Origin of the sequence: Burkholderia cepacia (genome assembly GCF_001718835.1) — a bacterium.
In the GTDB taxonomy this organism is placed as follows: Bacteria; Pseudomonadota; Gammaproteobacteria; order Burkholderiales; family Burkholderiaceae; genus Burkholderia; species Burkholderia cepacia_F.
This window is the reverse complement of record NZ_CP013443.1, coordinates 1,253,565-1,275,479: the sequence shown is the minus strand read 5'-3', so window position 1 is coordinate 1,275,479 and position 21,915 is coordinate 1,253,565. Positions and strand designations below refer to the sequence as shown.

The 21,915-nt window shown below is 67.9% G+C and carries 13 protein-coding genes and 2 pseudogenes; 9 read left to right on the top strand and 6 right to left on the bottom strand.

Annotated elements, in window-relative coordinates; translation table 11 throughout:
- The first annotated feature begins 26 nt into the window (after nt 1-26).
- The 6 genes and pseudogenes from WT26_RS09305 to WT26_RS09280 all read left to right on the top strand — a co-directional run bounded on the left by WT26_RS09305 (nt 27) and on the right by WT26_RS09280 (nt 10,380).
- The gene (locus WT26_RS09305) at nt 27-611 is read left to right on the top strand and encodes a TetR/AcrR family transcriptional regulator (protein WP_060088455.1); all 585 of its coding nucleotides are present in this window, start codon (nt 27-29) and stop codon (nt 609-611) included.
- A gap of 429 nt (nt 612-1,040) precedes the next feature.
- Entirely contained in the window at nt 1,041-1,865 is an 825-nt protein-coding gene (locus WT26_RS09300; protein ID WP_069272686.1) for an IclR family transcriptional regulator, read from the top strand.
- Between the two features lie 247 nt (nt 1,866-2,112).
- Nucleotides 2,113-3,474 (top strand): MdtA/MuxA family multidrug efflux RND transporter periplasmic adaptor subunit, encoded by a 1,362-nt coding sequence (locus WT26_RS09295; protein ID WP_069272685.1) that lies wholly within the window; start codon nt 2,113-2,115, stop codon nt 3,472-3,474.
- Between the two features lie 15 nt (nt 3,475-3,489).
- Nucleotides 3,490-6,605 (top strand): annotated as a pseudogene (locus tag WT26_RS09290) (MdtB/MuxB family multidrug efflux RND transporter permease subunit).
- Between the two features lie 3 nt (nt 6,606-6,608).
- Nucleotides 6,609-9,914, top strand: coding sequence for an efflux RND transporter permease subunit (locus WT26_RS09285; protein WP_069272684.1), 3,306 nt, complete (start codon nt 6,609-6,611; stop codon nt 9,912-9,914).
- 82 nt (nt 9,915-9,996) lie between these two features.
- Nucleotides 9,997-10,380, top strand: a complete 384-nt coding sequence (locus WT26_RS09280; RefSeq protein ID WP_069272683.1) for a VOC family protein — start codon at nt 9,997-9,999, stop codon at nt 10,378-10,380.
- Between the two features lie 48 nt (nt 10,381-10,428).
- On the opposite strand, the gene WT26_RS09275 is transcribed toward WT26_RS09280, so the two are convergent.
- Nucleotides 10,429-11,910: an NYN domain-containing protein gene (locus WT26_RS09275; protein WP_069272682.1), complete on the bottom strand. Its 1,482-nt coding sequence runs from the start codon at nt 11,908-11,910 to the stop codon at nt 10,429-10,431.
- A 219-nt stretch (nt 11,911-12,129) separates the two neighbouring features.
- Here WT26_RS09275 and WT26_RS09270 point away from each other — a divergent pair.
- Nucleotides 12,130-12,757, top strand: a pseudogene (locus WT26_RS09270) (NAD(P)H-binding protein).
- A gap of 39 nt (nt 12,758-12,796) precedes the next feature.
- Here WT26_RS09270 and WT26_RS09265 read toward each other — a convergent pair.
- Nucleotides 12,797-13,351 carry a peroxiredoxin gene (locus WT26_RS09265; RefSeq protein ID WP_069273721.1) on the bottom strand — a complete coding sequence of 185 codons (555 nt, stop codon included), beginning with the start codon at nt 13,349-13,351 and terminating at the stop codon, nt 12,797-12,799.
- Nucleotides 13,352-13,632: 281 nt separating this feature from the next.
- Here WT26_RS09265 and cdpA point away from each other — a divergent pair, with 281 nt between their 5' ends.
- Together cdpA and WT26_RS09255 are read left to right on the top strand one after the other, a co-directional pair.
- Nucleotides 13,633-15,375, top strand: a complete 1,743-nt coding sequence (gene cdpA, locus WT26_RS09260) for a cyclic di-GMP phosphodiesterase CdpA (RefSeq protein WP_196485520.1) — start codon at nt 13,633-13,635, stop codon at nt 15,373-15,375.
- Nucleotides 15,376-15,398: 23 nt separating this feature from the next.
- Nucleotides 15,399-16,883: an HDOD domain-containing protein gene (locus tag WT26_RS09255; RefSeq protein ID WP_069272681.1), complete on the top strand. Its 1,485-nt coding sequence runs from the start codon at nt 15,399-15,401 to the stop codon at nt 16,881-16,883.
- 96 nt (nt 16,884-16,979) lie between these two features.
- On the opposite strand, the gene WT26_RS09250 is transcribed toward WT26_RS09255, so the two are convergent.
- The 4 genes from WT26_RS09250 to astD all read right to left on the bottom strand — a co-directional run bounded on the left by WT26_RS09250 (nt 16,980) and on the right by astD (nt 21,908).
- Nucleotides 16,980-17,774, bottom strand: coding sequence for an ABC transporter substrate-binding protein (locus WT26_RS09250; protein WP_059527482.1), 795 nt, complete (start codon nt 17,772-17,774; stop codon nt 16,980-16,982).
- A 264-nt stretch (nt 17,775-18,038) separates the two neighbouring features.
- Complete coding sequence (gene astE / locus WT26_RS09245) at nt 18,039-19,082, bottom strand: succinylglutamate desuccinylase (RefSeq protein WP_196774795.1); 1,044 nt, start codon at nt 19,080-19,082, stop codon at nt 18,039-18,041.
- Between the two features lie 7 nt (nt 19,083-19,089).
- The gene (gene astB, locus WT26_RS09240) at nt 19,090-20,430 is read right to left on the bottom strand and encodes an N-succinylarginine dihydrolase (protein ID WP_059527487.1); all 1,341 of its coding nucleotides are present in this window, start codon (nt 20,428-20,430) and stop codon (nt 19,090-19,092) included.
- Nucleotides 20,431-20,444: 14 nt separating this feature from the next.
- Nucleotides 20,445-21,908, bottom strand: coding sequence for a succinylglutamate-semialdehyde dehydrogenase (astD, locus tag WT26_RS09235; RefSeq protein WP_059527490.1), 1,464 nt, complete (start codon nt 21,906-21,908; stop codon nt 20,445-20,447).
- Nucleotides 21,909-21,915 lie beyond the last annotated feature (7 nt).

Below are 21,915 nucleotides of genomic sequence, written 5' to 3'. Positions count from 1 at the left end.
GACCGCGACGCCATCACGATCAGTACATGGACAACCAGACCCGTTCAGAGATTTCCCGCAAGAAGGCGATTGACGCCGCACTCGGCATCCTTGCCCGCGACGGTGTCGGCGGCCTGACATTCGACTCGCTGTCACGCGAAAGCGGCATCAGCAAGGGCGGCCTGCTGCACCAATTCCGCACCAAACAAGGCGTGCTCAAGGCATTGCTCGAGTTCCAGCAGCAGCGATTCGAGGAGATCGCACACGCTTACCTCGCCAACGAGGGCGCGTCGAAGGCCGAACCGACGCTTTCTTCACAGATCGCCATCTATCGCGAGGCCATCAACCAGCCGAATTCGGTTGCACGAGCTGTGCTGGCGGCGATCATCGAAAGTCCGGACTTGCTGGAAGACAGGAAAGCGGCCACTGCCGACAAGCTGAAGACATTGGAGAAAGAATCGGACGACATCGAGCTTTCGCTGCTACGGTATTTCGCGGCAAGTGGCATTGCGTTCAACGTGCTGCTTGGCTTGACGCCGCTGAGCGGCGCCATGCAGGGTCGACTTTTTGCTCGCCTGCTTGATGACGAAAGCTGGAAGAGTCCCGCCACCAAGCGGAAGGCGCGGAAATGAGATATCGCGCGGCATTCTGCCGGCGAGCGACGTGACTGCCATCGAGCCGGTCGAAAGTGAGTGCGCCCTGCCGGGCGCACAAAAAAAAAGCGCCACGGAGACCGTGGCGCTAAAAAAGTTCTAGCCATTCCGAGGGCCGTGCTAGAACCTGAGAGACTGCGCGAAACATCGTTGCCGGTTAAACTCTTGAAACGATGTTTCGAAAACGTGAGACATTCTTTCCGTTTCCGCCCGACAAGTCAAGCGGTATTTGCATCCAACGATGCGGTTTTTCGCGATACAGGATCAGGAGTTTTCCTAATAAACCAAGGGTGAACCCGTAAAATCTCATCCAATGACCGGTTCACCTACGGAACATGCATCCTTTGACAATAGTCCTACAATACCAACAAAATTGAAATCGAGTTTCGGAAATAGAGAGAATCCCTCGTGTCGACACCCGTGAATCCTCCTGCTTCCCGCGAACGCGAATCCTCGCCCGACGAGATCACCGCCCTCGCCCGCGGCCTCGCCGTGCTGCGTCGCATCGCGGCAGCCGACGCGCCCGTCAGCAACCGCGAGCTGACCGAACTGACCGGCATCCCGAAGCCGACCGTCTCGCGCATCACCGCGACGCTCGTCAGCGCCGGCTTCCTGTTCCAGTTGCCCGACAGCGAGCGCTTCGTGCTCACCGCGTCGGTGCTCGAACTGAGCCACGGCTTCCTGCGCAACTTCGACATCCGCGCGCGTTCGCGGCCGTTCATGATCGAGCTGGCCGAACGCACGTCGCTGTCCGTGCACCTCGCGGTGCGCGACCGGCTCGACATGGTCGCGATCGACGTGATCCGGCCGCGCTCGGCCGTGCTCGTCACGCGCCTCGAGATCGGCTCGCGGATGGACATCGCGCGCACCGCGGTAGGCCGTGCGTATCTCGCCGCACTCGAGGACGACGAACGCCGCGGGCTGATCGACGCGCTGCGGGCAGCGGCGGGCGACGACTGGCCGCACGTGTCCGCGCGCCTGACCCCCGCGCTCGACGACGCCATGCGCGACGGCCACGCGATCGCGATCGGCGAATGGCGCGAGGGCCTGAATGCCGTCGCGGCCGGTTTCGTCGGCCCGTCGGGCCAGCGCTATTCGGTGAATTGCGGCGGCGCGTCGCACCAGTGCCCGCCCGAATGGCTGCACGAACACGTGGTGCCCGCGCTGCACGAATGCATCGCGAAAATCACCCGCGAGATCGGCGGCGCACCGGCCCGGCGCCGCGTCGCTTGACGTGCATGCCGCGTGCACGTCATGCGCGCGAGCGCCGTCCGTCGCCGTCTGTAACGACCGTAACCCGTTGAAAGATAGACCACTGGACTGTAACGGGGACGGGACGTAGGATCATGCCCATCGTCGCGCCGCCTTCGCGGTGCGCACCGCTCTTTTCCCGCGCAGGACGGAGCCCGGCCGGCTCCCCCTGACGCCGCATGCACATGCGCTGCCCGCCTCGCGGCACGCCGTCTTTCAGACCGAACCGATGGACAACCAACAAAAGCCCACGCCCCCCGCGCACGACCCTGCGCCCGCCTCCTCCGCCGCACGGCGCCCGCGCCGCACGCTGATGGCCGGGGCGCTCGCGGTCGCCGTCATCGGCGGCCTGCTGTGGTGGCACCCGTGGAGCGGCGACCCCGCCGGCAAGTCCGGCACGGGCGCGAGCGCGGGCAGCGGCCGCCACGGCCGAGGCGGCCCCGCCGCGATGGCGAACATTCCGCAGCCCGTGCAGGTCGCGACCGCGACGCAGGGCGAAATGCCGATCGTGCTGTCCGCGCTCGGCACCGTCACGCCGCTCGCGAACGTGACGGTCAAGACGCAGCTGTCGGGCTACCTGCAGTCGGTCTCGTTCCAGGAAGGCCAGATCGTCAGGAAAGGCGACGTGCTCGCGCAGATCGACCCTCGCCCGTACCAGGTGTCGCTCGAGAACGCCGAAGGCACGCACGCGCGCGACTCGGCGCTGCTCGCGACGGCCCGCCTCGACCTGAAGCGCTACCAGACGCTGCTGTCGCAGGATTCGATCGCGTCGCAGACGGTCGATACGCAGGCTTCACTCGTCAAGCAATACGAAGGCGCGGTGAAAACCGACCAGGCCGCGATCGATTCCGCGAAGCTGAACCTCACGTATGCGCGCATCACCGCGCCGGTGTCGGGCCGCGTCGGCCTGCGCCAGGTCGACCCCGGCAACTACGTGACGCCGGGCGATACCAACGGCATCGTCGTGATCACGCAGTTGCAGCCGATGAGCGTGATCTTCACGACGTCGGAAGACAACCTGCCGCAGATCCTCAAGCAGGTGAACGCGGGCCAGAAGCTGTCGGTCACCGCGTACAACCGCAACAACACGGTGCCGCTCGAGACGGGCTCGCTCGCGACGCTCGACAACCAGATCGACACGAGCACGGGCACGGTCAAGCTGCGCGCGAATTTCGATAACAAGGAAGGCATGCTGTTCCCGAATCAGTTCGTGAACACGCGCCTGCTCGTCGACGTGATGCGCAACGCGATCATCGTACCGACCTCCGCGGTCCTGACCGGCTCGATCGGCCAGTTCGTCTACGTCGTGAAGCCCGACAACACGGTGACGGTGCGCAAGGTCACGATCGGCCCGGTCGACGGCGAACGCACGAGCATCGTCAGCGGCGTGTCGCTCGGCGAGCGCGTGGTGACCGACGGCTCCGACCGCCTGCGCGAAGGCGCGAAGATCTCGATCCCGGCCGACAAGCCGAAAGGCGCGTCGGGAACATCCGGCGCGCACGGCGCGAGCGCGGCCGCCGGCGCATCCGGCACGACGGGCGGACACCGCGGCCAGCATCGCGGCGGCGCATCGCAGGCGCCGGCACGGTAACGCGCGGGCCGCTCGATGAATCCATCCCGCCTTTTCATTCTCCGGCCGGTCGGCACCGCCCTCCTGATGGCGGCGATCATGCTGGCCGGTCTCGTCGCACTGCGCTTCCTGCCGCTCGCCGCGCTGCCGGAAGTCGACTATCCGACGATCCAGGTCCAGACCTTCTATCCGGGCGCGAGCCCGGAAGTGATGACCTCGTCGGTCACTGCGCCGCTCGAACGGCAGTTCGGGCAGATGCCGTCGCTGAACCAGATGTCGTCGCAGAGTTCGGCCGGCTCGTCCGTGATCACGCTGCAGTTCTCGCTCGACCTGCCGCTCGACATCGCCGAACAGGAAGTGCAGGCCGCGATCAACGCGGCCGGCAACCTGCTGCCGTCCGACCTCCCTGCCCCGCCGATCTATGCGAAGGTCAACCCGGCCGACGCGCCGGTGATCACGCTCGCCGTCACGTCGAAGACGCTGCCGCTCACGCAGGTGCAGGACCTCGCCGACACGCGCCTCGCGATGAAGATCTCGCAGATCGCGGGCGTCGGCCTCGTCAGCCTGTCGGGCGGCAACCGGCCGGCCGTGCGGATCCAGGCGAACCCGACCGCGCTCGCGCAGTACGGGATGAACCTCGACGACCTGCGCACGACGATCTCGAACCTGAACGTGAACACGCCGAAGGGCAACTTCGACGGCCCGACGCGCGCGTACACGATCAACGCGAACGACCAGCTCACGAGCGCCGATCAATACAAAACAGCGCGGTCGTCGCGTACAAGGGCGGCCGCCCGGTGATGCTCACCGACGTCGCGACGGTCGTCGCCGGCTCGGAGAACACCAAGCTCGGCGCGTGGGTGAATTCGGAGCCCGCGATCATCCTGAACGTGCAGCGCCAGCCGGGCGCGAACGTGATCCAGACGGTCGACGCGATCAAGGCGCAGCTGCCGAAGCTGCAGGAAACGCTGCCGGCCGCGCTCGACGTGCAGATCGTCACCGACCGTACGACGATGATCCGCGCCGCCGTGCGCGACGTGCAGTTCGAACTGCTGGTCGCGGTCGCGCTCGTCGTGCTGGTGATGTACCTGTTCCTCGCGAACATCTACGCGACGATCATCCCGAGCCTGTCGGTGCCGCTGTCGCTGATCGGCACGCTCGCGGTGATGTACATGGCCGGCTTCTCGCTGAACAACCTGTCGTTGATGGCGCTCACGATCGCGACCGGCTTCGTCGTCGACGACGCGATCGTGATGATCGAGAACATCGCGCGCTACGTCGAGGAAGGCGAATCGGGGCTCGATGCCGCGCTGAAGGGCTCGAAGCAGATCGGCTTCACGATCATCTCGCTGACGGTCTCGCTGATCGCGGTGCTGATCCCGCTGCTGTTCATGGGCGACGTGGTCGGGCGCCTCTTCCATGAATTCGCGATCACGCTCGCGGTGACGATCGTGATCTCGGCGATCGTGTCGCTCACGCTCGTGCCGATGATGTGCGCGAAGCTGCTGCGCCATTCGCCACCGCCCGAGAGCCATCGCTTCGAGGCGCGCGTGCACCAGGCGATCGACTGGGTGATCGCGCGCTACGCGGTCGCGCTCGAATGGGTGCTGAACCGCCAGCGCTCGACGCTCGTCGTCGCGCTGCTGACGCTCGCGCTGACGGGCCTGCTGTACATCTACATACCGAAGGGCTTCTTCCCCGCGCAGGATACCGGCGTGATCCAGGCGATCACGCAGGCGCCGCAGTCGATCTCGTACGGCGCGATGGCCGAGCGGCAGCAGACGCTCGCGGCCGAGATCCTGAAGGATCCGAACGTCGTGAGCCTCACGTCGTTCATCGGCGTCGACGGCAGCAACATCACGCTGAACAGCGGCCGGATGCTGATCAACCTGAAGGCGCGCGACCAACGCAAGGAGACGGCGGCGGAAATCATCCGCGACCTGCGCCAGCGCGTGTCGCACGTGCCGGGCATCTCGCTCTTCATGCAGCCGGTGCAGGATCTGACGATCGACTCGACCGTCAGCCCGACGCAGTACCAGTTCATGCTGACGAGCCCGAACTCGGAAGAGTTCGCGACCTGGGTGCCGAAGCTCGTCGCGCGGCTGCAGCAGGAGCCGTCGCTCGCCGACGTCGCGACCGACCTGCAGAGCAACGGCCAGTCCGTCTACATCGAGATCGACCGCGCGAGCGCCGCGCGCTTCGGCATCACGCCGGCGACCGTCGACAATGCGCTGTACGACGCATTCGGCCAGCGCATCGTGTCGACGATCTTCACGCAGTCGAACCAGTACCGCGTGATTCTCGAGTCCGAGCCGAAGGAGCAGCACTACGCGCAATCGCTGAACGACATCTACCTGCCGTCGGCGGGCGGCGGCCAGGTACCGCTGTCGTCGATCGCGTCGTTCCACGAACGGCCGTCGCCGCTCCTGGTCGCGCACCTGTCGCAGTTCCCGTCGACCACCGTCTCGTTCAACCTCGCGGCGGGCGCGTCGCTCGGAGAGGCGGTCAAGGCGATCGAGGCGGCCGAGAAGGACATCAACCTGCCCGCGTCGTTCCAGACGCGCTTCCAGGGTGCGGCGCTTGCGTTCCAGGCATCGCTGTCGAACCAGCTGTTCCTGATCCTCGCGGCGGTCGTCACGATGTACATCGTGCTCGGCGTGCTGTACGAGAGCTACATCCACCCGATCACGATCCTGTCGACGCTGCCGTCGGCCGGCGTCGGCGCGTTGCTCGCGCTGATGATCACCGGGCACGACCTCGACATCATCGGGATCATCGGCATCGTGCTGCTGATCGGCATCGTGAAGAAGAACGCGATCATGATGATCGACTTCGCGCTCGAGGCCGAGCGCGTCGAAGGCAAGCCGCCGCGCGAGGCGATCTACCAGGCGTGCCTGCTGCGCTTCCGGCCGATCCTGATGACGACGCTCGCCGCGCTGCTCGGCGCGGTGCCGCTGATCGTCGGCGCCGGCGCGGGCTCCGAGCTGCGCCAGCCGCTCGGGGTCGCGATCGCGGGCGGCCTGATCGTGTCGCAGGTGCTGACGCTGTTCACGACACCGGTGATCTACCTCGGCTTCGACTCGCTCGCGCGCCGCGTGCGCGGCTGGTTCGAACGCCACGGCCCCGCCGCCGGCCCGCGCACGGATGCCTGACCGATGAACCTGTCGCGCCCCTTCATCACCCGCCCCGTCGCGACGACGCTGCTCGCGATCGGCGTCGCGCTCGCGGGCCTGTTCGCGTTCGTCAAGCTGCCGGTGTCGCCGCTGCCGCAGGTCGACTTCCCCACCATCTCGGTGCAGGCGTCGCTGCCCGGCGCGAGCCCCGAGACCGTCGCGACCAGCGTGACGAGCCCGCTGGAGCGGCACCTCGGCTCGATCGCCGACGTCTCCGAAATGACGTCGACGAGCACGGTCGGCAATGCCCGGATCATCCTGCAGTTCGGGCTGAACCGCGACATCGACGGCGCCGCCCGCGACGTGCAGGCCGCGATCAACGCGGCGCGCGCCGACCTGCCCGCCGCGCTGAAGAGCAACCCGACCTACCGCAAGGTCAACCCGGCCGACTCGCCGATCATGATCGTGTCGCTGACGTCGGAAACCTCGTCGCCCGCGAAGCTGTACGACGCCGCGTCGACGGTGCTGCAGCAGTCGCTGTCGCAGATCGACGGGATCGGCCAGGTGTCGGTGAGCGGCTCCGCGAACCCGGCCGTGCGCGTCGAGCTCGAGCCGCAGGCGCTGTTCCACTACGGGATCGGCCTCGAGGACGTGCGCGCGGCGCTCGCCTCCGCGAACGCCAACGCGCCGAAAGGCGCGATCGAGTTCGGCCCGCAGCGCTACCAGCTCTATACGAACGACCAGGCGTCCGAGGCGTCGCAATACCGCGACCTCGTCGTCGCGTATCGCAACGGCGCGGCCGTGCGGCTGTCCGACCTGTCCGACGTCGTCGATTCGGTCGAGGATCTCCGCAACCTCGGCCTGTCGAACGGCAAGCGCGCGGTGCTCGTGATCCTCTACCGCTCGCCCGGCGCGAACATCATCGATACGATCGACCGCGTGCGCGCGGCGCTGCCGCAGCTCACCGCATCGCTGCCGGCCGACATCACGGTCACGCCCGTGCTCGACCGCTCGACCACCATTCGCGCGTCGCTGAAGGACACCGAGCACACGCTGCTGATCGCGGTCAGCCTCGTCGTGATGGTCGTGTTCCTGTTCCTGCGCAACTGGCGCGCGACGCTGATCCCGAGCGTCGCGGTGCCGATCTCGATCGTGGGCACGTTCGGCGCGATGTACCTGCTCGGCTTCTCGATCGACAACCTGTCGCTGATGGCGCTGATCGTCGCGACCGGCTTCGTCGTCGACGATGCGATCGTCGTGCTCGAGAACATCTCGCGGCATATCGAGAACGGCAAGTCGCGGATGCAGGCCGCGTTCGACGGCGCGCGCGAGGTCGGCTTCACGGTGCTGTCGATGAGCATTTCGCTCGTCGCGGTGTTCCTGCCGATCCTGCTGATGGGCGGCATCGTCGGGCGCCTGTTCCGCGAGTTCGCGCTGACGCTGTCGCTCGCGATCGCGGTATCGCTCGCGGTATCGCTCACCGTGACACCGATGATGTGCGCGCGCCTGCTGCCCGAGTCGCACGAACCGCAGGGCGAAGGCCGCTTCGCGCGATTCCTGGAACGCTGTTTCAGCCGCATGCAGCGCGGTTACGAACGCTCGCTGTCGTGGGCGCTGCGCCGGCCGCTGCTGATCCTGCTGACGCTCGTCGCGACGATCGGGCTGAACGTCTACCTGTACATCGTCGTGCCGAAGGGCTTCTTCCCGCAGCAGGACACCGGGCTGATGATCGGCGGCATCCAGGCCGACCAGTCGACGTCGTTCCAGGCGATGAAGCTGAAGTTCTCCGAGATGATGCGGATCGTGCAGGCCAACCCGAACGTGAAGAGCGTCGCGGGCTTCACCGGCGGCACGCAGACCAACTCGGGCTTCATGTTCGTCACGCTGAAGGACCGTACCGAGCGCAAGCTGTCGGCCGACCAGGTGATCCAGCAACTGCGCCCGCCGCTGGCGAACGTCGCGGGCGCGCGCACGTTCCTGCAGGCGGCACAGGACATCCGCGTCGGCGGCCGGCAGAGCAACGCGCAGTACCAGTTCACGCTGCTCGGCGATTCGAGCGCCGACCTGTACAAGTGGGGGCCGATCCTGACCGAGGCGCTGCAGAAGCGCCCCGAGCTGACCGACGTGAACTCGGACCAGCAGCAAGGCGGCCTCGAGGCGATGGTGACGATCGACCGCGCGACGGCCGCGCGCTTCGGCATCAAGCCCGCGCAGATCGACAATACGCTGTACGACGCATTCGGCCAGCGCCAGGTCTCGACGATCTACAACCCGCTGAACCAGTACCACGTGGTGATGGAAGTCGCGCCGAAATACTGGCAGAGCCCCGAGATGCTGAACCAGGTGTGGGTCAGCACGTCGGGCGGCAGCGCGAACGGCTCGCAGACCACCAACGCGGCTGCCGGCACCTACGTCGCGACGTCGGCCGGCACGTCGAGCGCCGGCACGGCCGCGCAGAGCGCGGCGGCGATCGCGTCCGATTCCGCGCGCAACCAGGCGCTCAACGCGATCGCGGCGAGCGGCAAGTCGAGCGCGTCGTCGGGGGCGTCGGTGTCGACGTCGAAGTCGACGATGATCCCGCTGTCGGCGATCGCGACGTTCGGGCCGAGCACGACACCGCTGTCGGTCAACCACCAGGGGCTGTTCGTCGCGACGACGATCTCGTTCAACCTGCCGCCCGGCGTATCGCTGTCGCAGGCGACGCAGGTGATCTATCAGACGATGGCGCAGGTCGGCGTGCCGCCGACGATCGTCGGCAGCTTCCAGGGCACCGCGCAGGCGTTCCAGCAGTCGCTGAACGACCAGCCGATCCTGATCCTCGCGGCGCTGCTGGCCGTCTACATCGTGCTCGGGATCCTGTACGAGAGCTACATCCACCCGATCACGATCCTGTCGACGCTGCCGTCGGCCGGCGTCGGTGCGCTGCTCGCGCTGCTGCTGTTCAAGACCGAGTTCAGCATCATCGCGCTGATCGGCGTGATCCTGCTGATCGGTATCGTGAAGAAGAACGCGATCATGATGGTCGACTTCGCGATCGACCAGACGCGCAACTACGGCAAATCGTCGCTCGACGCGATCCACGAGGCGTGCCTGCTGCGCTTCCGCCCGATCATGATGACGACGATGGCCGCGCTGTTCGGCGCGCTGCCGCTCGCGTTCGGCAGCGGCGACGGCGCCGAGCTGCGCGCGCCGCTCGGGATCGCGATCGCCGGCGGCCTGATCGTGTCGCAGGTGCTGACGCTCTATACGACGCCGGTCGTCTACCTGTACATGGACCGTTTCCGCGTCTGGGCCGAGAAGCGCCGCGGCCGGGGTTCGTCGGGCGGCGCGACGGTCGCGGGCAATTGACGGCGCCCGGCCTTGCACGCGGGCGAGCATCGACTATCGTGTGGGCATGCGCGCTTGCGCGCGCGTGTCACGGGGACACGCCATGAACGTCCAGCTCAACCATACGATCGTCTGGTGCCGCGACAAGCACGCGTCGAGCCGCTTCCTCACCGAGCTTCTGGAACTGCCGCCGCCGACGCCGTTCGGCGCGATGCTGGTCGTGCCGCTCGACAACGGCGTGTCGCTCGATTTCTACGAGCAGGACGGCGCGATCAGGAGTCAGCACTACGCGTTCCTGCTCGACGAAGCCGGCTTCGATCGCGTGCTGACGCGCATCCGCGAGCGCGGGCTGCCGCACTGGGCCGATCCCGCGAAGCGGCAACCCGATGACATCTACCGCCACAACGGCGGCTGCGGCGTGTATTTCGACGATCCGGACGGCCACTTCCTCGAAGTGATGACGCAGCCTTACTCGCTGGGCGGCTAGGCCGCGCCGCCGCATCCGGCGTGCGCGGCGGCGCACGTCAGCCGGCGCTTACTCGGCGGCCGGCGCGGTCTTGCGCGGACGCCGCGCGCGCGGTGCCGCCTTGCGGGCCGGTTTCTTCGGCTTGGCTTCGGCGACCGCTTCGGCCGGCGCGGCCGCTTCGGGTTGCGGCTCCACGACGGCGACGTCAGCCGCCTTCGTGCCTGCCGACGTCGCGTCGGCATGCGCGCTGTCGACGAAGTTCATCTCGACCTGCGGCGCATCCGCGTGGGTCCGCTCCGCATGCTTCCCGTCGCCGTGCTTCGCGTCGCCGTGCTTCGCGTCGGCATGCTTCGCGTCACCGTGTTGCTCGTCGCCGTTCCGCACGTCGGCTGGCTTCGCGTCAGCCTTCTTTGCGTCGCCCTTCTTCGCGCCGGTCTTCTTCGCCGCGCTCTTGCGCGCACGCTTGCGGCCATCCTTCTTCTCGTCGTTCGCCTCGCCCGGACCGGCCGGGCCGCCCGCGTCCGCGTGCCCCGCCGCTTCCGGCGCGGCGGCGTCCGCCATGTCGCGCTCGACCGCTTCGGCCACGACCGGCGCCGCCGCTTCCTGCGCGTGCGCCGCGCCGTGCCGCCCGTGGCGGCGCTCGCGTTCGGCGCGCGCCGGTTCGGCCGCCCGTGCATCGTCCTGTGCCGCCGGCGCATCGACGGGCGCCGCCGGCTCCGCGGCCGCCGACTGGCGTGCCCGCGACACGAACGCGCCCGACTTGTCGTCACGCCCCACTTCGAGCAGGCCGCGCGCCTGCGCCTCGTCGAGCAGGTTGCCGAACGCGCGGAATCCGTAGTACGACTCGTTGAAGTCCGGCTTGCGACGCTTGATCGCGCTCTTCAACACCGACGCCCAGATCTTGCCGACGTCGTCCCGCTCCGACGCGAGCGCGTCGAACGTCTCCACGGCCAGCGCGATCGCCTCGGTCCGGCGCGCTTCGAGCTCCGGCTTGCGGGACGGCTCGTCCGGCCGCTTCGCGCCGCCGTTGCCGGCGCGCTGCTGCTGTTCGCGCTTCGCGAGCGCGCGCTGCTGCTCGCGCACCAGATCGTCGTAGAAGATGAATTCGTCGCAGTTCGCGACCAGCAGGTCCGACGTCGATTTCTTCACGCCGACGCCGATCACCTTCTTCGCGTTCTCGCGCAGCTTCGACACCAGCGGCGAAAAATCCGAGTCGCCGCTGATGATCACGAACGTATCGACGTGCGATTTCGTGTAGCAGAGGTCGAGCGCGTCCACGACGAGCCGGATGTCGGCCGAATTCTTGCCCGACTGGCGCACGTGCGGAATCTCGATCAGCTCGAAGCTCGCCTCGTGCATCGACGCCTTGAAGCCCTTGTAGCGATCCCAGTCGCAATAGGCCTTCTTCACGACGATGCTGCCCTTCAGCAGCAGGCGCTCCAGCACGGGCTTGATGTCGAACTTCTCGTACTTCGCGTCGCGCACGCCGAGCGCGACGTTCTCGAAGTCGCAGAACACGGCCATGCTGACGTTGTCCAGGGGTAATGCCATGTGTACTCCAACCGGTGGGCCGACGCGTCGTCGCGTTGCGGCGAACAATGCATCGCGCACATGATAGCCGGTTCGCGAGTCGCTTCCGCAGAAGCCGGTATGCCCACGCCGGTATGCCCCCATTTCCCCGCCCGCTGCCGGGCCAATTCGACATACACTTGAGTTATCGGTCGTCCGTCCCTATCTGGGAGGACGACGCATCGAGCAAGGAGCGGTTTCATGACGACGAAGGTACTGCTGATTGGCGCGACCGGCCGAACGGGCCAGGCCTGCGCGGATCTGCTGCTCAAGCAGCCGGAGTTCGAGGTCACGGCGCTCGTGCGCCGGCACGGCTATGCGCTGGCGGGCGCGCGGGTGGTCGAGGCCGATCTGACGAACGATTTCTCGCACGCATTCCAGGGCATCACGCACGTGATCTATGCAGCCGGCTCGGCCGAATCGGAAGGCGCGGCCGAAGAGGAGCAGGTCGACCGCGACGCGGTCGCCCGTGCGGCCGAATATGCGCTCGCCTACAACGCGCAGAAGCTCGTGGTGATCAGCTCGCTGTCCGCGTACCGGCCCGAGCTCGGCCCGGACGCGCTGCGCCACTATTCGCAGATGAAGCGCGAAGGCGACGATCGCGTGATCGCGTCGGGCGTCGACTACGCGATCCTGCGCCCCGGCCCGCTCACGGACGACCCGGGCGTCGGCAAGATCGCGCTGACCGACGCGTGGTTCGACGGCGCCGCCGGTGTCACGCCAGGATGTCGCGTGGGCCGCGATCGAGGCGATCAAGCTCGGCATCTCGCGCAAGATCGTCGGCTTCGTCGGCGGCAGCGTGCCGATCGAGCAGGCGCTGCGCGCGTGACGCCCGTCGGCACGGCCCCGGCGGCCGCCGTCGCCGTCGTTACTGCTTCTTCGGGTGCGCGTCCGCCCACGCCTTCACGGCGGCGAGCGTGTTCTCGACGTGCTTGTCGGGCGACATGCTCGTGTATTCGTAGAGAATCTTCCCTTCCGGCGAAATCACGTAGGACACGCGGTTCGCGCGGTCGATTGCCGGCAGTTTCGCGTCGTATTCCCGGATGATCTTCGCGTCCGGATCGGCCGCGACCGGGAACTTGCTCCGGCACTCGCTCACCGAGAACTTCGTCAGCGTGTCGATCCTGTCGGCCGATACGCCGATCACCGTCGCACCGTAAGCCTTGTAACGGTCGACTGCGTCCGCGAACGCGTGCGCCTCGATCGTGCAGCCCTTCGTGAACGCGGCCGGGTAGAAATAGAGCACGACCGGCCCCTGCTTCAGCGCGTCCGCGAGCGCGTACGTGTAGGTCTTGCCGCCCAGCGACGCCTGCGTCGTGAAATCCGGGGCCGCGGCGCCCGGCTTCAGTTCCGCCTGCGCCGTCAGCGCATGACCGGCCACCAGCGCCGCCACGGCGGCGCCCAGCAACAGTTTTCGCTTCATCTGCATCCTCATTTCTTATAAAGTCAGCCTCGATACGTGTTCGCAAATGTTCGCCCGATGAACATCTGCACTTGATCCGGTCGCGCGGAACCGCTTCCATGCGGACCGCGCATGAATTAAAGATTCCGCGTGATTTGCCGTTATTTGTTGCGGACAACCGGTTCCAGCCCTTCACGTCAGCGAGAAACATGGAAGCCAACAGGAAACAGACGTCACGCAAGGGCTCCTGGCGCAGCGCCTTGCATACGCTGCGCCGCTTCGCCTGGTCGGGCGGCGCGCTGATGCCCGCGCGCGCCGGCGCACCGCGCCGCGACGACTCCGTACGCAACTGGCTGGAACAGACGGTTGGCACGGTGGATTTCCTCGCCCATGTCGACCGCGAACTGCGCTTTCTGTACGTGTCGGACGCAAGCCTGCGCTTCATCGGCTACCACCGTGACTACCTGCACACGCTGACGCTGCGCGACCTGATCGCCGAACAGGATACCGCGGCGCTCGAAGGCCTGCTTGCGCGCGCCGCGCGTTCCGGCCAGGTCGAGAAGGCGACGATGTGCATCGTGAAATCGCTGACCTACCCGCTGGACGTCGAGATCCGCGCGTTCAAGAGCCGCCACCACGGGGTCGACGGGTTCGCGATCGCGGCGTTCGACGTGTCGTCGTGGCGCGCGCTCGAGGCGCGCCTGACCTACGAGATGCACCACGACCCGATGACGGGCCTCGACAACCTGTCCGCGCTCGTGCCCGCACTGATGCGCGCGCAGCAGGCCGCCGACGAGGGCGGCACCTGCGCGGCGCTGCTGCTGCTCGACCTCGACGACTACCAGCGGATCAACCGCGCGCTCGGCTACGACGCGGGCGACACGCTGCTGCGCGAAACCGCGCAGCGGCTGAAGGCACTCGTCACGCCGAACGAACAGCTCGCGCGCGTCGCGAGCGACAAGTTCGCGGTCGTGCTCAGTGCGCCGGACCGCACGCAGGCGAGCAATGCCGCCGATGCACTCGCACGCCGGCTGCAGGCCGCGGTGCGCCAGCCCTACGTGTACCAGGGGCAGACCGTGCACCTGTCCGCGAGCATCGGCATCGCGCTCTACCCTGACGAGCGCGCCGCACCGCATCGCGCGCAGCACCACAGCCCGCTGCTGCGGCGTGCCGACCACGCGCTCGCGCAGGCGAAGGCGTCGGGCGGCAACGCGCTCGCGTTCCACGCGCCCGTCGATGACCCGGCGGACGCCGAACGGCTGAAGCTCGAGGCCGACCTGTACGACGGCGTGCGCAACGGCGAGTTTTCGCTCCATTTCCAGCCGATCACGCGCAGCCAGTCGGGCGCGGTGGTCGGCGTCGAGGCGCTGATCCGCTGGCGCCACCCGGTGCACGGCCTCGTGCCGCCGGCGACCTTCATTCCGCTCGCCGAATCGATCGGCCTGATCAACTACCTCGGCAACTGGGTGCTCAAGGCCGCTTGCATGCAGCTCGTCGCGTGGGATCGCCAGGGGCTCGCGCTGCAGTACGTGGCGGTCAACGTGTCGCCGCAGCAGTTCCGCGACCCGCGCTTCACGCAGAGCGTGCGCGAGGCGATCGCGCTGACGGGCATCGACCCGCGCCGCATCGTGCTCGAGATCACCGAAAGCCTGCTGATGCACGATCCCGCGCAGGCGAAGGGGCTGCTCGAGGAGCTGACCGATCTCGGCATCCGCTTCGCGATCGACGATTTCGGTACCGGTTATTCGAGCCTCGCGTATCTGCAGCGCTTCCCGCTCGCGAAGCTGAAGATCGATCGCAGTTTCGTCGAGAACCTGCTGACCTCGCGCAACGACCGCGCGATCGTGTCGGCCGTGGTCGGCCTCGCGCAGACGCTCGATCTCGAGCTCGTCGCGGAAGGCGTCGAGACCGAGGCGCAGCGCGAACTGCTGACGGAGATGGGCTGCAACCATATCCAGGGCTGGCTCGTCTGCCAGGCGCTGCCGTCCGAGGAGCTTGCGCGGCGCTTCGAGGCCCAGCAGCTGCACCTGCACGCCGCCGCCTGACGCGCGGCGAACCGGACAGATGTATGTCAATCACCGAACACCTGCCCCGCACCGCGTTGCTCGACAAGCTGTGGGCCCGGATGAACGAACGGGGCGATTTCCCGCTGCTGTCGGAATCGCTGCGCGCGACGATGGCCGCGATGAAGAACGACGATCTCGACTTCACCGCGCTCGTGCGCGTCGTGCTGTCGGACTTCGCCCTCACGCAGAAAGTGCTGCGGCTCGCGAACTCCGCGATGTACATGGCGTTCGGCGGCAACATCACGACCGTGACCCGCGCACTGATGGTGCTCGGCATGGATGCCGTCGGCCACCTGGTCGTCGGGCTCAAGCTCGTCGACCATTTCCACCACAGTACGCCGCGACGCATCGACGCGAAGCTCGAACTGAACCGCGCGCTGCTGTCCGGCTGCGTCGCGCGCAAGCTTACCGAACGCGCCGAGCTGCGCGCGGGCGAGGAAGCCGTCGTCTGCACGCTGATGCGCCAGGTCGGCAAGCTGCTCGTGGTCTGCTATCTCGACAGCGAATGGGACCGGATCCGCCGCCGCGCGGCCGAACTGAACGGCGACGAAGCGGCCGCCTGCATCGACGTGCTCGGCGTCGGCTTCGACGAGATCGGGCTCGAGGCGGCCGCGCGCTGGCGGCTGCCCGACGTGATCCGCGCGAGCATGACCGACGACGACGGCCACGACCTCGTGGAAGTCGACGGCGAAGCGCGCGACACGGCCGACGACGACAGCCCGGCCAGCGAAATCGCGTGGCTGCGCGCGGTGAGCCGCTGCTCGACCGACGTCGCGGGCGCGCTCGTGATGCCCGCGAGCCCGCAGCGCGACGCGCGCATCGCGGCGCTCGCGCAGCACTACGGCACGGAACTCGGCATGGAACCCGACGCGCTCGTCGAGATCGCCGAGCGGCTCGCGCGCGAGGAAGCGAGCGACACCATGATGCGCGAGATCGTCGAGCTGCGCGCGAACGCCGATGCGATCGCGCGCGCGCAGGCCGAGCCCGAGGCGTGCCTCGAAGCCGGCCTCGCGGACCTGCGCGCGCTGCCGTCCGAGCACGTGCTGACGCCGGTACTCGCGCTCGCGTCGGAAAGCCTGCTGGCCGGCCTGGCGTTCACGCGCACCGTGATGTTCGTGCGTCACGACGACGGCATGTTCGCCGCGCGCCTCGGCTTCGGCCCCGGCGTCGATACGATGCTCGACCGGCTGCGCTTCGACGAGCGCTTCGAGCCGGACGTGTTTCATCTCGCGATCTCGAACTCGGTCGGCATCTTCATCGAGCAGGCGCAGGAGCCGAAGATGCTCAAGCGCCTGCCCGCGTGGTATCTCGACGCATTCGACGACACGCGCGCGTTCGTGCTGCTGCCCGTGCGGGTCGGCACGACGACCGTCGCGCTGCTGTACGGCGACTGGGCCGGCGCGCAGCCCGCGCGCAAGATCACGCAGCAGGAGATGGGCGTGCTCAACGAGATGGCACGGGAACTGGCGCGGTTCTTCAAGCACTGAGCGGCCCGGCGGGCCGCCACCGAACCCCCCTCCCCCAAAAGCAAACCGGCCGCATCAGCGGCCGGCTTGCATTGTGCGACGGATCGGACCGCGCGCTTACTTGAGCGTCACGGGCACGCTGAAGTACTTCTTCGCGAGGTTGTCGATCGTGCCGTCGGCCTTCAGGTCCTTCAGCGCCTGATCGAGCGCGGTCTTCAGCGCCGCGTCGTTCTTGCGCAGGCCGAAACCGACGCCCGAACCGAGGATCTCGGCGTCGCTCACGGTACCGCCCGCGAACGCGAAGCCCTGGCCTTGCGGCTTCGTCAGGAAGCCCTTCGAACCGGCTTCCGCGTCCTGGAACGTCGCGTCGAGACGGCCCGACTTCAGGTCGGCGTAGGCGAGATCCTGCGTCTGGTACGGCACGACTTCAACGCCCGCCGGCGCCCACTTCTTCTTCGCGTACGCTTCCTGGATCGTGCCCTGCAGCACGCCGACGCGCTTGCCCTTCAGCGATTGCGGGGTCGGCAGCAGGCCGCTGCCCTGCTTCGCGATCAGCTGGTTCGGGATCGTGTAGATCGGATCGGTGAACGCGATCGCATGCTTGCGCTGGTCGGTGATCGTCATGTCCGAGTTGATCGCGTCGAACTTGCGCGCCTGCAGCGCCGGGATCAGGCCGTCGAAGTCGTTCTCGACCCACACGCACTTCGTCTTCAGCTTCGCGCACACTGCGTTGCCGATGTCGATGTCGAAGCCGGTCAGCTTGCCGTCGGGCGTCTTGTATTCGAACGGCGCGTACGAGGCTTCGACGCCGAAACGGATCTCTTTCAGATCCGCGGCAAACGTGCTGCCTGCCGCCACGGCCGATGCCGCCACCACCGCATGCGCGGCCACTTTAAGCCAATCCAACTTCATCAGGTGTTCTCCTCGATACTCGAATGTTCCGGAACGACGGGCGCGTGCATCATTGCAGGGTCAAATGACCTCGACAACGGTGCCGCCGCGTCGTGATGCGGCGCAACAGCCGCAAGGCCGCGATTGTACCAATCCGCGCGGCCCGATATGGCAAAGCAGCCGTCGGTGCGCGATGCTGCGGTGCGCACACGACGCACGGCCGGGCCGGCCGCCGAACTTGCAAGACGATGTCGCAAATACGCAAGGCGCCGCCGCGCCGGCGGGTCAGACGAGCGCCGCGATCGTCTCGCGGGTCGTGTCGACGACGAGCAGGCCCGCGCGCAGGCCCGGCTTCACGGTCGGGTTCGGAAAGACGATCCGTTCCTCGTCGTGCGTGACCGTGTAGCGGTAATCGCCGTCCTGCGCGAGCACCGTGCCGCGTGCGAACGCGGTGAAGTTCGCGACGTCGGCCGCGACGAACAGCTCGAGCGCATCGCTCTGCTTCGTGATCTGGTCGATCACCGTGAACACGCGCGGCAGCGGCGGACGATCGCCCTGCGCGTCGGCAGCGCCCCCCGCGCCCGACACGAGCTTGCGCACCGCGCGATCGGCCGGAGCGAAGCGCGTCAGGTCGTTCTGGCCGAACGGGCGCACCTTGCCGAGTTCCAGCGTGCATGCGAGCGCGCCGCAGTGCTCGGCCGTGAAATGCGAATACGTATTGCCCTTCGCGGTATGCAGCAGCACGGCCGCGATCCGCGCGTCGCCGAGCCATTCGAACATCGTGCGCGTCGGCGGCGTGCCCGTGTGCGGCAGCAGTGCGAACTGCTCGAACACCGACGCGCGGATCGCCGTGTGCATGTCGATGTGCCAGCGCGCGGCGCCGGCCGGCGCGTCCGCGAAGAACGCGGCGGCGGCCGCTTCGAGCTGCGCGGCGCGCGGCGCTTCGCGGCTGGCGGGCACCTGCGCGTGACGACCGCTGAACAGGCGGTTCAGGTCGTCGTCGAGATAGCGTTCGCCGGCCCGCATCGCCGGCACGTTGCCGAGCACGACGAGCAGCCGGCACGCGAGCGGCAGCGCGCCCGATGCGAGATCGCGCACGAGCATCGACAGCAGCTCGATCGGCGCCGTCTCGTCGCCGTGCACGCCGGCAGATACCAGCACACTACGGCTCGATGCCACGTCCGCCGCACCCGGCTCGAGCGCGAGCAGCCCCTCGCCCTGCCACTGCCAGCGCACCGCGCCGCCGGCGCAGACGCCGTCGCGCACGGCCGGCGCGCCGCCGGCCAGCGTGAACGCGAGGAAGTCGTCGAGCAGCGCGTTGGCCGGCATCCGTGCCTCAGCGCTGGAAGTCATACAGCGACCCGACGCGCAGGATCTGCGTGAGCTCGTCGAGCGCCGTGCGCGATTCGTCGAGCAGCGCCGGATCGGCGAGGTCTTCCGGTGCGAGGCGATCGCGATAGTGCCGGTCGATCCACGTGTCGAGCGACGTGAACAGCGTGTCGTTGATCCATACGTTCGACGTGACGGCCGCGCGTTCCGCTTCGTTCAGCACGACGCGAAGACGCAGGCAGGCGGGGCCACCGCCGTTCTTCATGCTTTCGCGCAGGTCGAACACGAGCACGTCGTGAATCGGGCCGTTGCCGGCCGCGAGTTCGTCGAGATAAGCCGCGACGTTCCCGTTCTCGCGGCATTCCTGCGGCACGACGAGCACCTGCGAACCGTCCGCGCGCGACAGCAGCTGGCTGTTGAACAGATACGACGTGACCGCGTCGTTCACGCTCACGGCCGCCTCGGGCACCTCGATCACGTTCAGGCGCGCGCCGCGTGCGTCGAGCGCGGCGGTCAGCGTGTCGTAGATCGCCTGCTTGTTGACGAACGCGCGCTCGTGCGTGAACAGCGTGTCGCGGTTGCCGACCGAGATCACGTCGTTGTGGAACACACCCGCGTCGATCACGTCCGGGTCCTGCTGCGCATACACCGTCGCCTCTTCGGCGAGCCCGTGGCGATGGGCGACCGCGCGGCTCGCCTCGAACGTCTGGCGTGCCGGGAAACGCTTCGGCTCGGGGCCGCGGCGATATTCCGCGCGGCCGTACACGAAGAACTCGATGCCCGGCTTGCCGTATTCGGCACAGAAGCGCGTGTGGTTCGCCGCGCCCTCGTCGCCGAGCGCCGGTGTGCCGGTCAGCGCTTCATGCACCGCGAAGTGCGCGGGATCGGCGAACAGCGTCGACAGCGTGCGGCGCGTCGCTTCGTGTTCGATCGCGCGATGCAGCTTGCTGCAGAGGTTCGCCGGCGTGAAGTGCACGCGGCCGTCGCTCGTGTCCGCCGACGGGCTGACGGTGGCCGCGTTCGCGGTCCACATCGCCGATGCCGAGCTCGCGGCAGCGAGCAGTTCGGGCGCCTGCTTCGCGGCCTTCGCGATCACGTCCGCGTCCTTGCCCGAGAAGCCGAGCTCGCGCAACAGGCGCAGCGACGGCCGCTCCTGCGGCGGCAGCACGCCTTGAGCGAAGCCGAGATCCGCGAGCTGCTTCATCTTGCGCAGCCCCTGCTTCGCGGCGGCCTTCGGGTTCGCGGCCGACTTCTCGTTGTTGAGCGACGCCACGTTGCCGAACGACAGGCCGGCGTAGTTGTGGGTCGGGCCGACGAGCCCGTCGAAATTGGCTTCTTGTGCGTTCATCGTCGTTCCCTCGATCAGAAGTGCAGGCCCGGCGACAGGCTCGCGGGCAAGGTCAGTTGCGTGCTTTCCACCGACGCCATCGGATACGCGCAATAGTCGGCCGCGTAGTACGCGCTCGGGCGATGGTTGCCCGAGCGGCCGGTGCCGCCGAACGGCGCGGCGGACGATGCGCCGTTGGTCGGACGGTTCCAGTTGACGATGCCGGCGCGAATCGTGCGGCGGAAGTGCTCCCATGCCTTCGCGTCGTCGGCGAGCAGCCCGGCGGACAGGCCGAATGCGGTGTCGTTCGCGCGCTCGATCGCTTCGTCGAACGTCGCGTAGCGGACGATCTGCGCGAGCGGGCCGAAGTGTTCTTCGTCGGGCAGGTTCGCCACGCCCGTCACGTCGACGATCGCCGCGTTCACGAAGCCGAGGCGCGGATCGCGCTGCGTCATCGCGATGACCGGCTTCGCGCCCTGCTCGATCAGGCGCGACTGCGCGTCGACGAGCTTCGCGGCCGCGCGCGCCGAGATCACCGCGCCCATGAACGGTTGCGGATCGGCGTCGAACACGTCGGCCGTGATCTTCGACGTCACGTCGGCGAAACGCGCAAGGAAGCGGTCGCCGAACGCGCCCTGCGGCACGAAGATGCGGCGCGCGCACGTGCAGCGCTGCCCGGCCGACAGGAACGCCGACTGGATCGTGTGATGGACGGCCGCGTCGATGTCCTCGACTTCGCCGATCACGAGCGGATTGTTGCCGCCCATCTCGAGCGCGAGCACGATTTCCGGACGGCCGCCGAACTGCCGGTGCAGCAGCGTGCCGGTGTCCGAGCTGCCGGTGAAGAACAGGCCGTCGATCTGGCGGTGGTTCGCGAGCGCGATGCCGGTATCCTTTTCGCCCTGCACGAGGTTCAGCACGCCGGCGGGCAGCCCGGCTTCCCGCCACACCTCGACCGTCGCGCGCGCGACGCCCGGCGCGAGTTCCGACGGCTTGAACACGACCGTGTTGCCCGCGATCAGCGCCGGCACGATATGGCCGTTCGGCAAGTGGCCGGGGAAGTTGTACGGGCCGAACACCGCGACGACGCCGTGCGGGCGGTGGCGCAGCACCGCGACGCCGTCGGCCATGTCCTGGCGCTTTTCGCCGGTGCGTTCCTGGTACGCCTGGATCGAGATGCCGACCTTCGCGGCCATCGACGCGACTTCGGTGCGCGCTTCCCACAGCGGCTTGCCCGTCTCGCGGCCGATCGCGGTGGCGATCGCTTCCTTGCGTTCGTTGAGCAATGCGGCGAAACGCTTGACGATCGCGCAGCGCGATTCGAAGTCGAGCGCCGACCAGCCGGCGAATGCGCGACGCGCGCTCGCGACCGCGCGGTCGACGTCGGCCGCCGACGCGCTTTCGCCCTGCCACGCGATCTCGTCGGTGCCCGGGTTGCGCGAAGCGAACACGGGGCCCGAGCCTGCGACCCAGGCGCCGTCGATGAAGAGTTCCGTCATGATTCGT

What these genes read in the sequence shown, in the direction of transcription:
- astB (WP_059527487.1), bottom strand. Translation starts at nt 20,430, where the DNA reads ATGAACGCACAAGAAGCCAATTTCGACGGGCTCGTCGGCCCGACCCAC.
- WT26_RS09280 (WP_069272683.1), top strand. Translation starts at nt 9,997, where the DNA reads ATGAACGTCCAGCTCAACCATACGATCGTCTGGTGCCGCGACAAGCAC.
- astD (WP_059527490.1), bottom strand. Translation starts at nt 21,908, where the DNA reads ATGACGGAACTCTTCATCGACGGCGCCTGGGTCGCAGGCTCGGGCCCC.
- WT26_RS09295 (WP_069272685.1), top strand. Translation starts at nt 2,113, where the DNA reads ATGGACAACCAACAAAAGCCCACGCCCCCCGCGCACGACCCTGCGCCC.
- WT26_RS09265 (WP_069273721.1), bottom strand. Translation starts at nt 13,351, where the DNA reads ATGAAGCGAAAACTGTTGCTGGGCGCCGCCGTGGCGGCGCTGGTGGCC.
- cdpA (WP_196485520.1), top strand. Translation starts at nt 13,633, where the DNA reads ATGCCCGCGCGCGCCGGCGCACCGCGCCGCGACGACTCCGTACGCAAC.
- WT26_RS09285 (WP_069272684.1), top strand. Translation starts at nt 6,609, where the DNA reads ATGAACCTGTCGCGCCCCTTCATCACCCGCCCCGTCGCGACGACGCTG.
- WT26_RS09305 (WP_060088455.1), top strand. Translation starts at nt 27, where the DNA reads ATGGACAACCAGACCCGTTCAGAGATTTCCCGCAAGAAGGCGATTGAC.
- astE (WP_196774795.1), bottom strand. Translation starts at nt 19,082, where the DNA reads ATGCCGGCCAACGCGCTGCTCGACGACTTCCTCGCGTTCACGCTGGCC.
- WT26_RS09255 (WP_069272681.1), top strand. Translation starts at nt 15,399, where the DNA reads ATGTCAATCACCGAACACCTGCCCCGCACCGCGTTGCTCGACAAGCTG.
- WT26_RS09250 (WP_059527482.1), bottom strand. Translation starts at nt 17,774, where the DNA reads ATGAAGTTGGATTGGCTTAAAGTGGCCGCGCATGCGGTGGTGGCGGCA.
- WT26_RS09275 (WP_069272682.1), bottom strand. Translation starts at nt 11,910, where the DNA reads ATGGCATTACCCCTGGACAACGTCAGCATGGCCGTGTTCTGCGACTTC.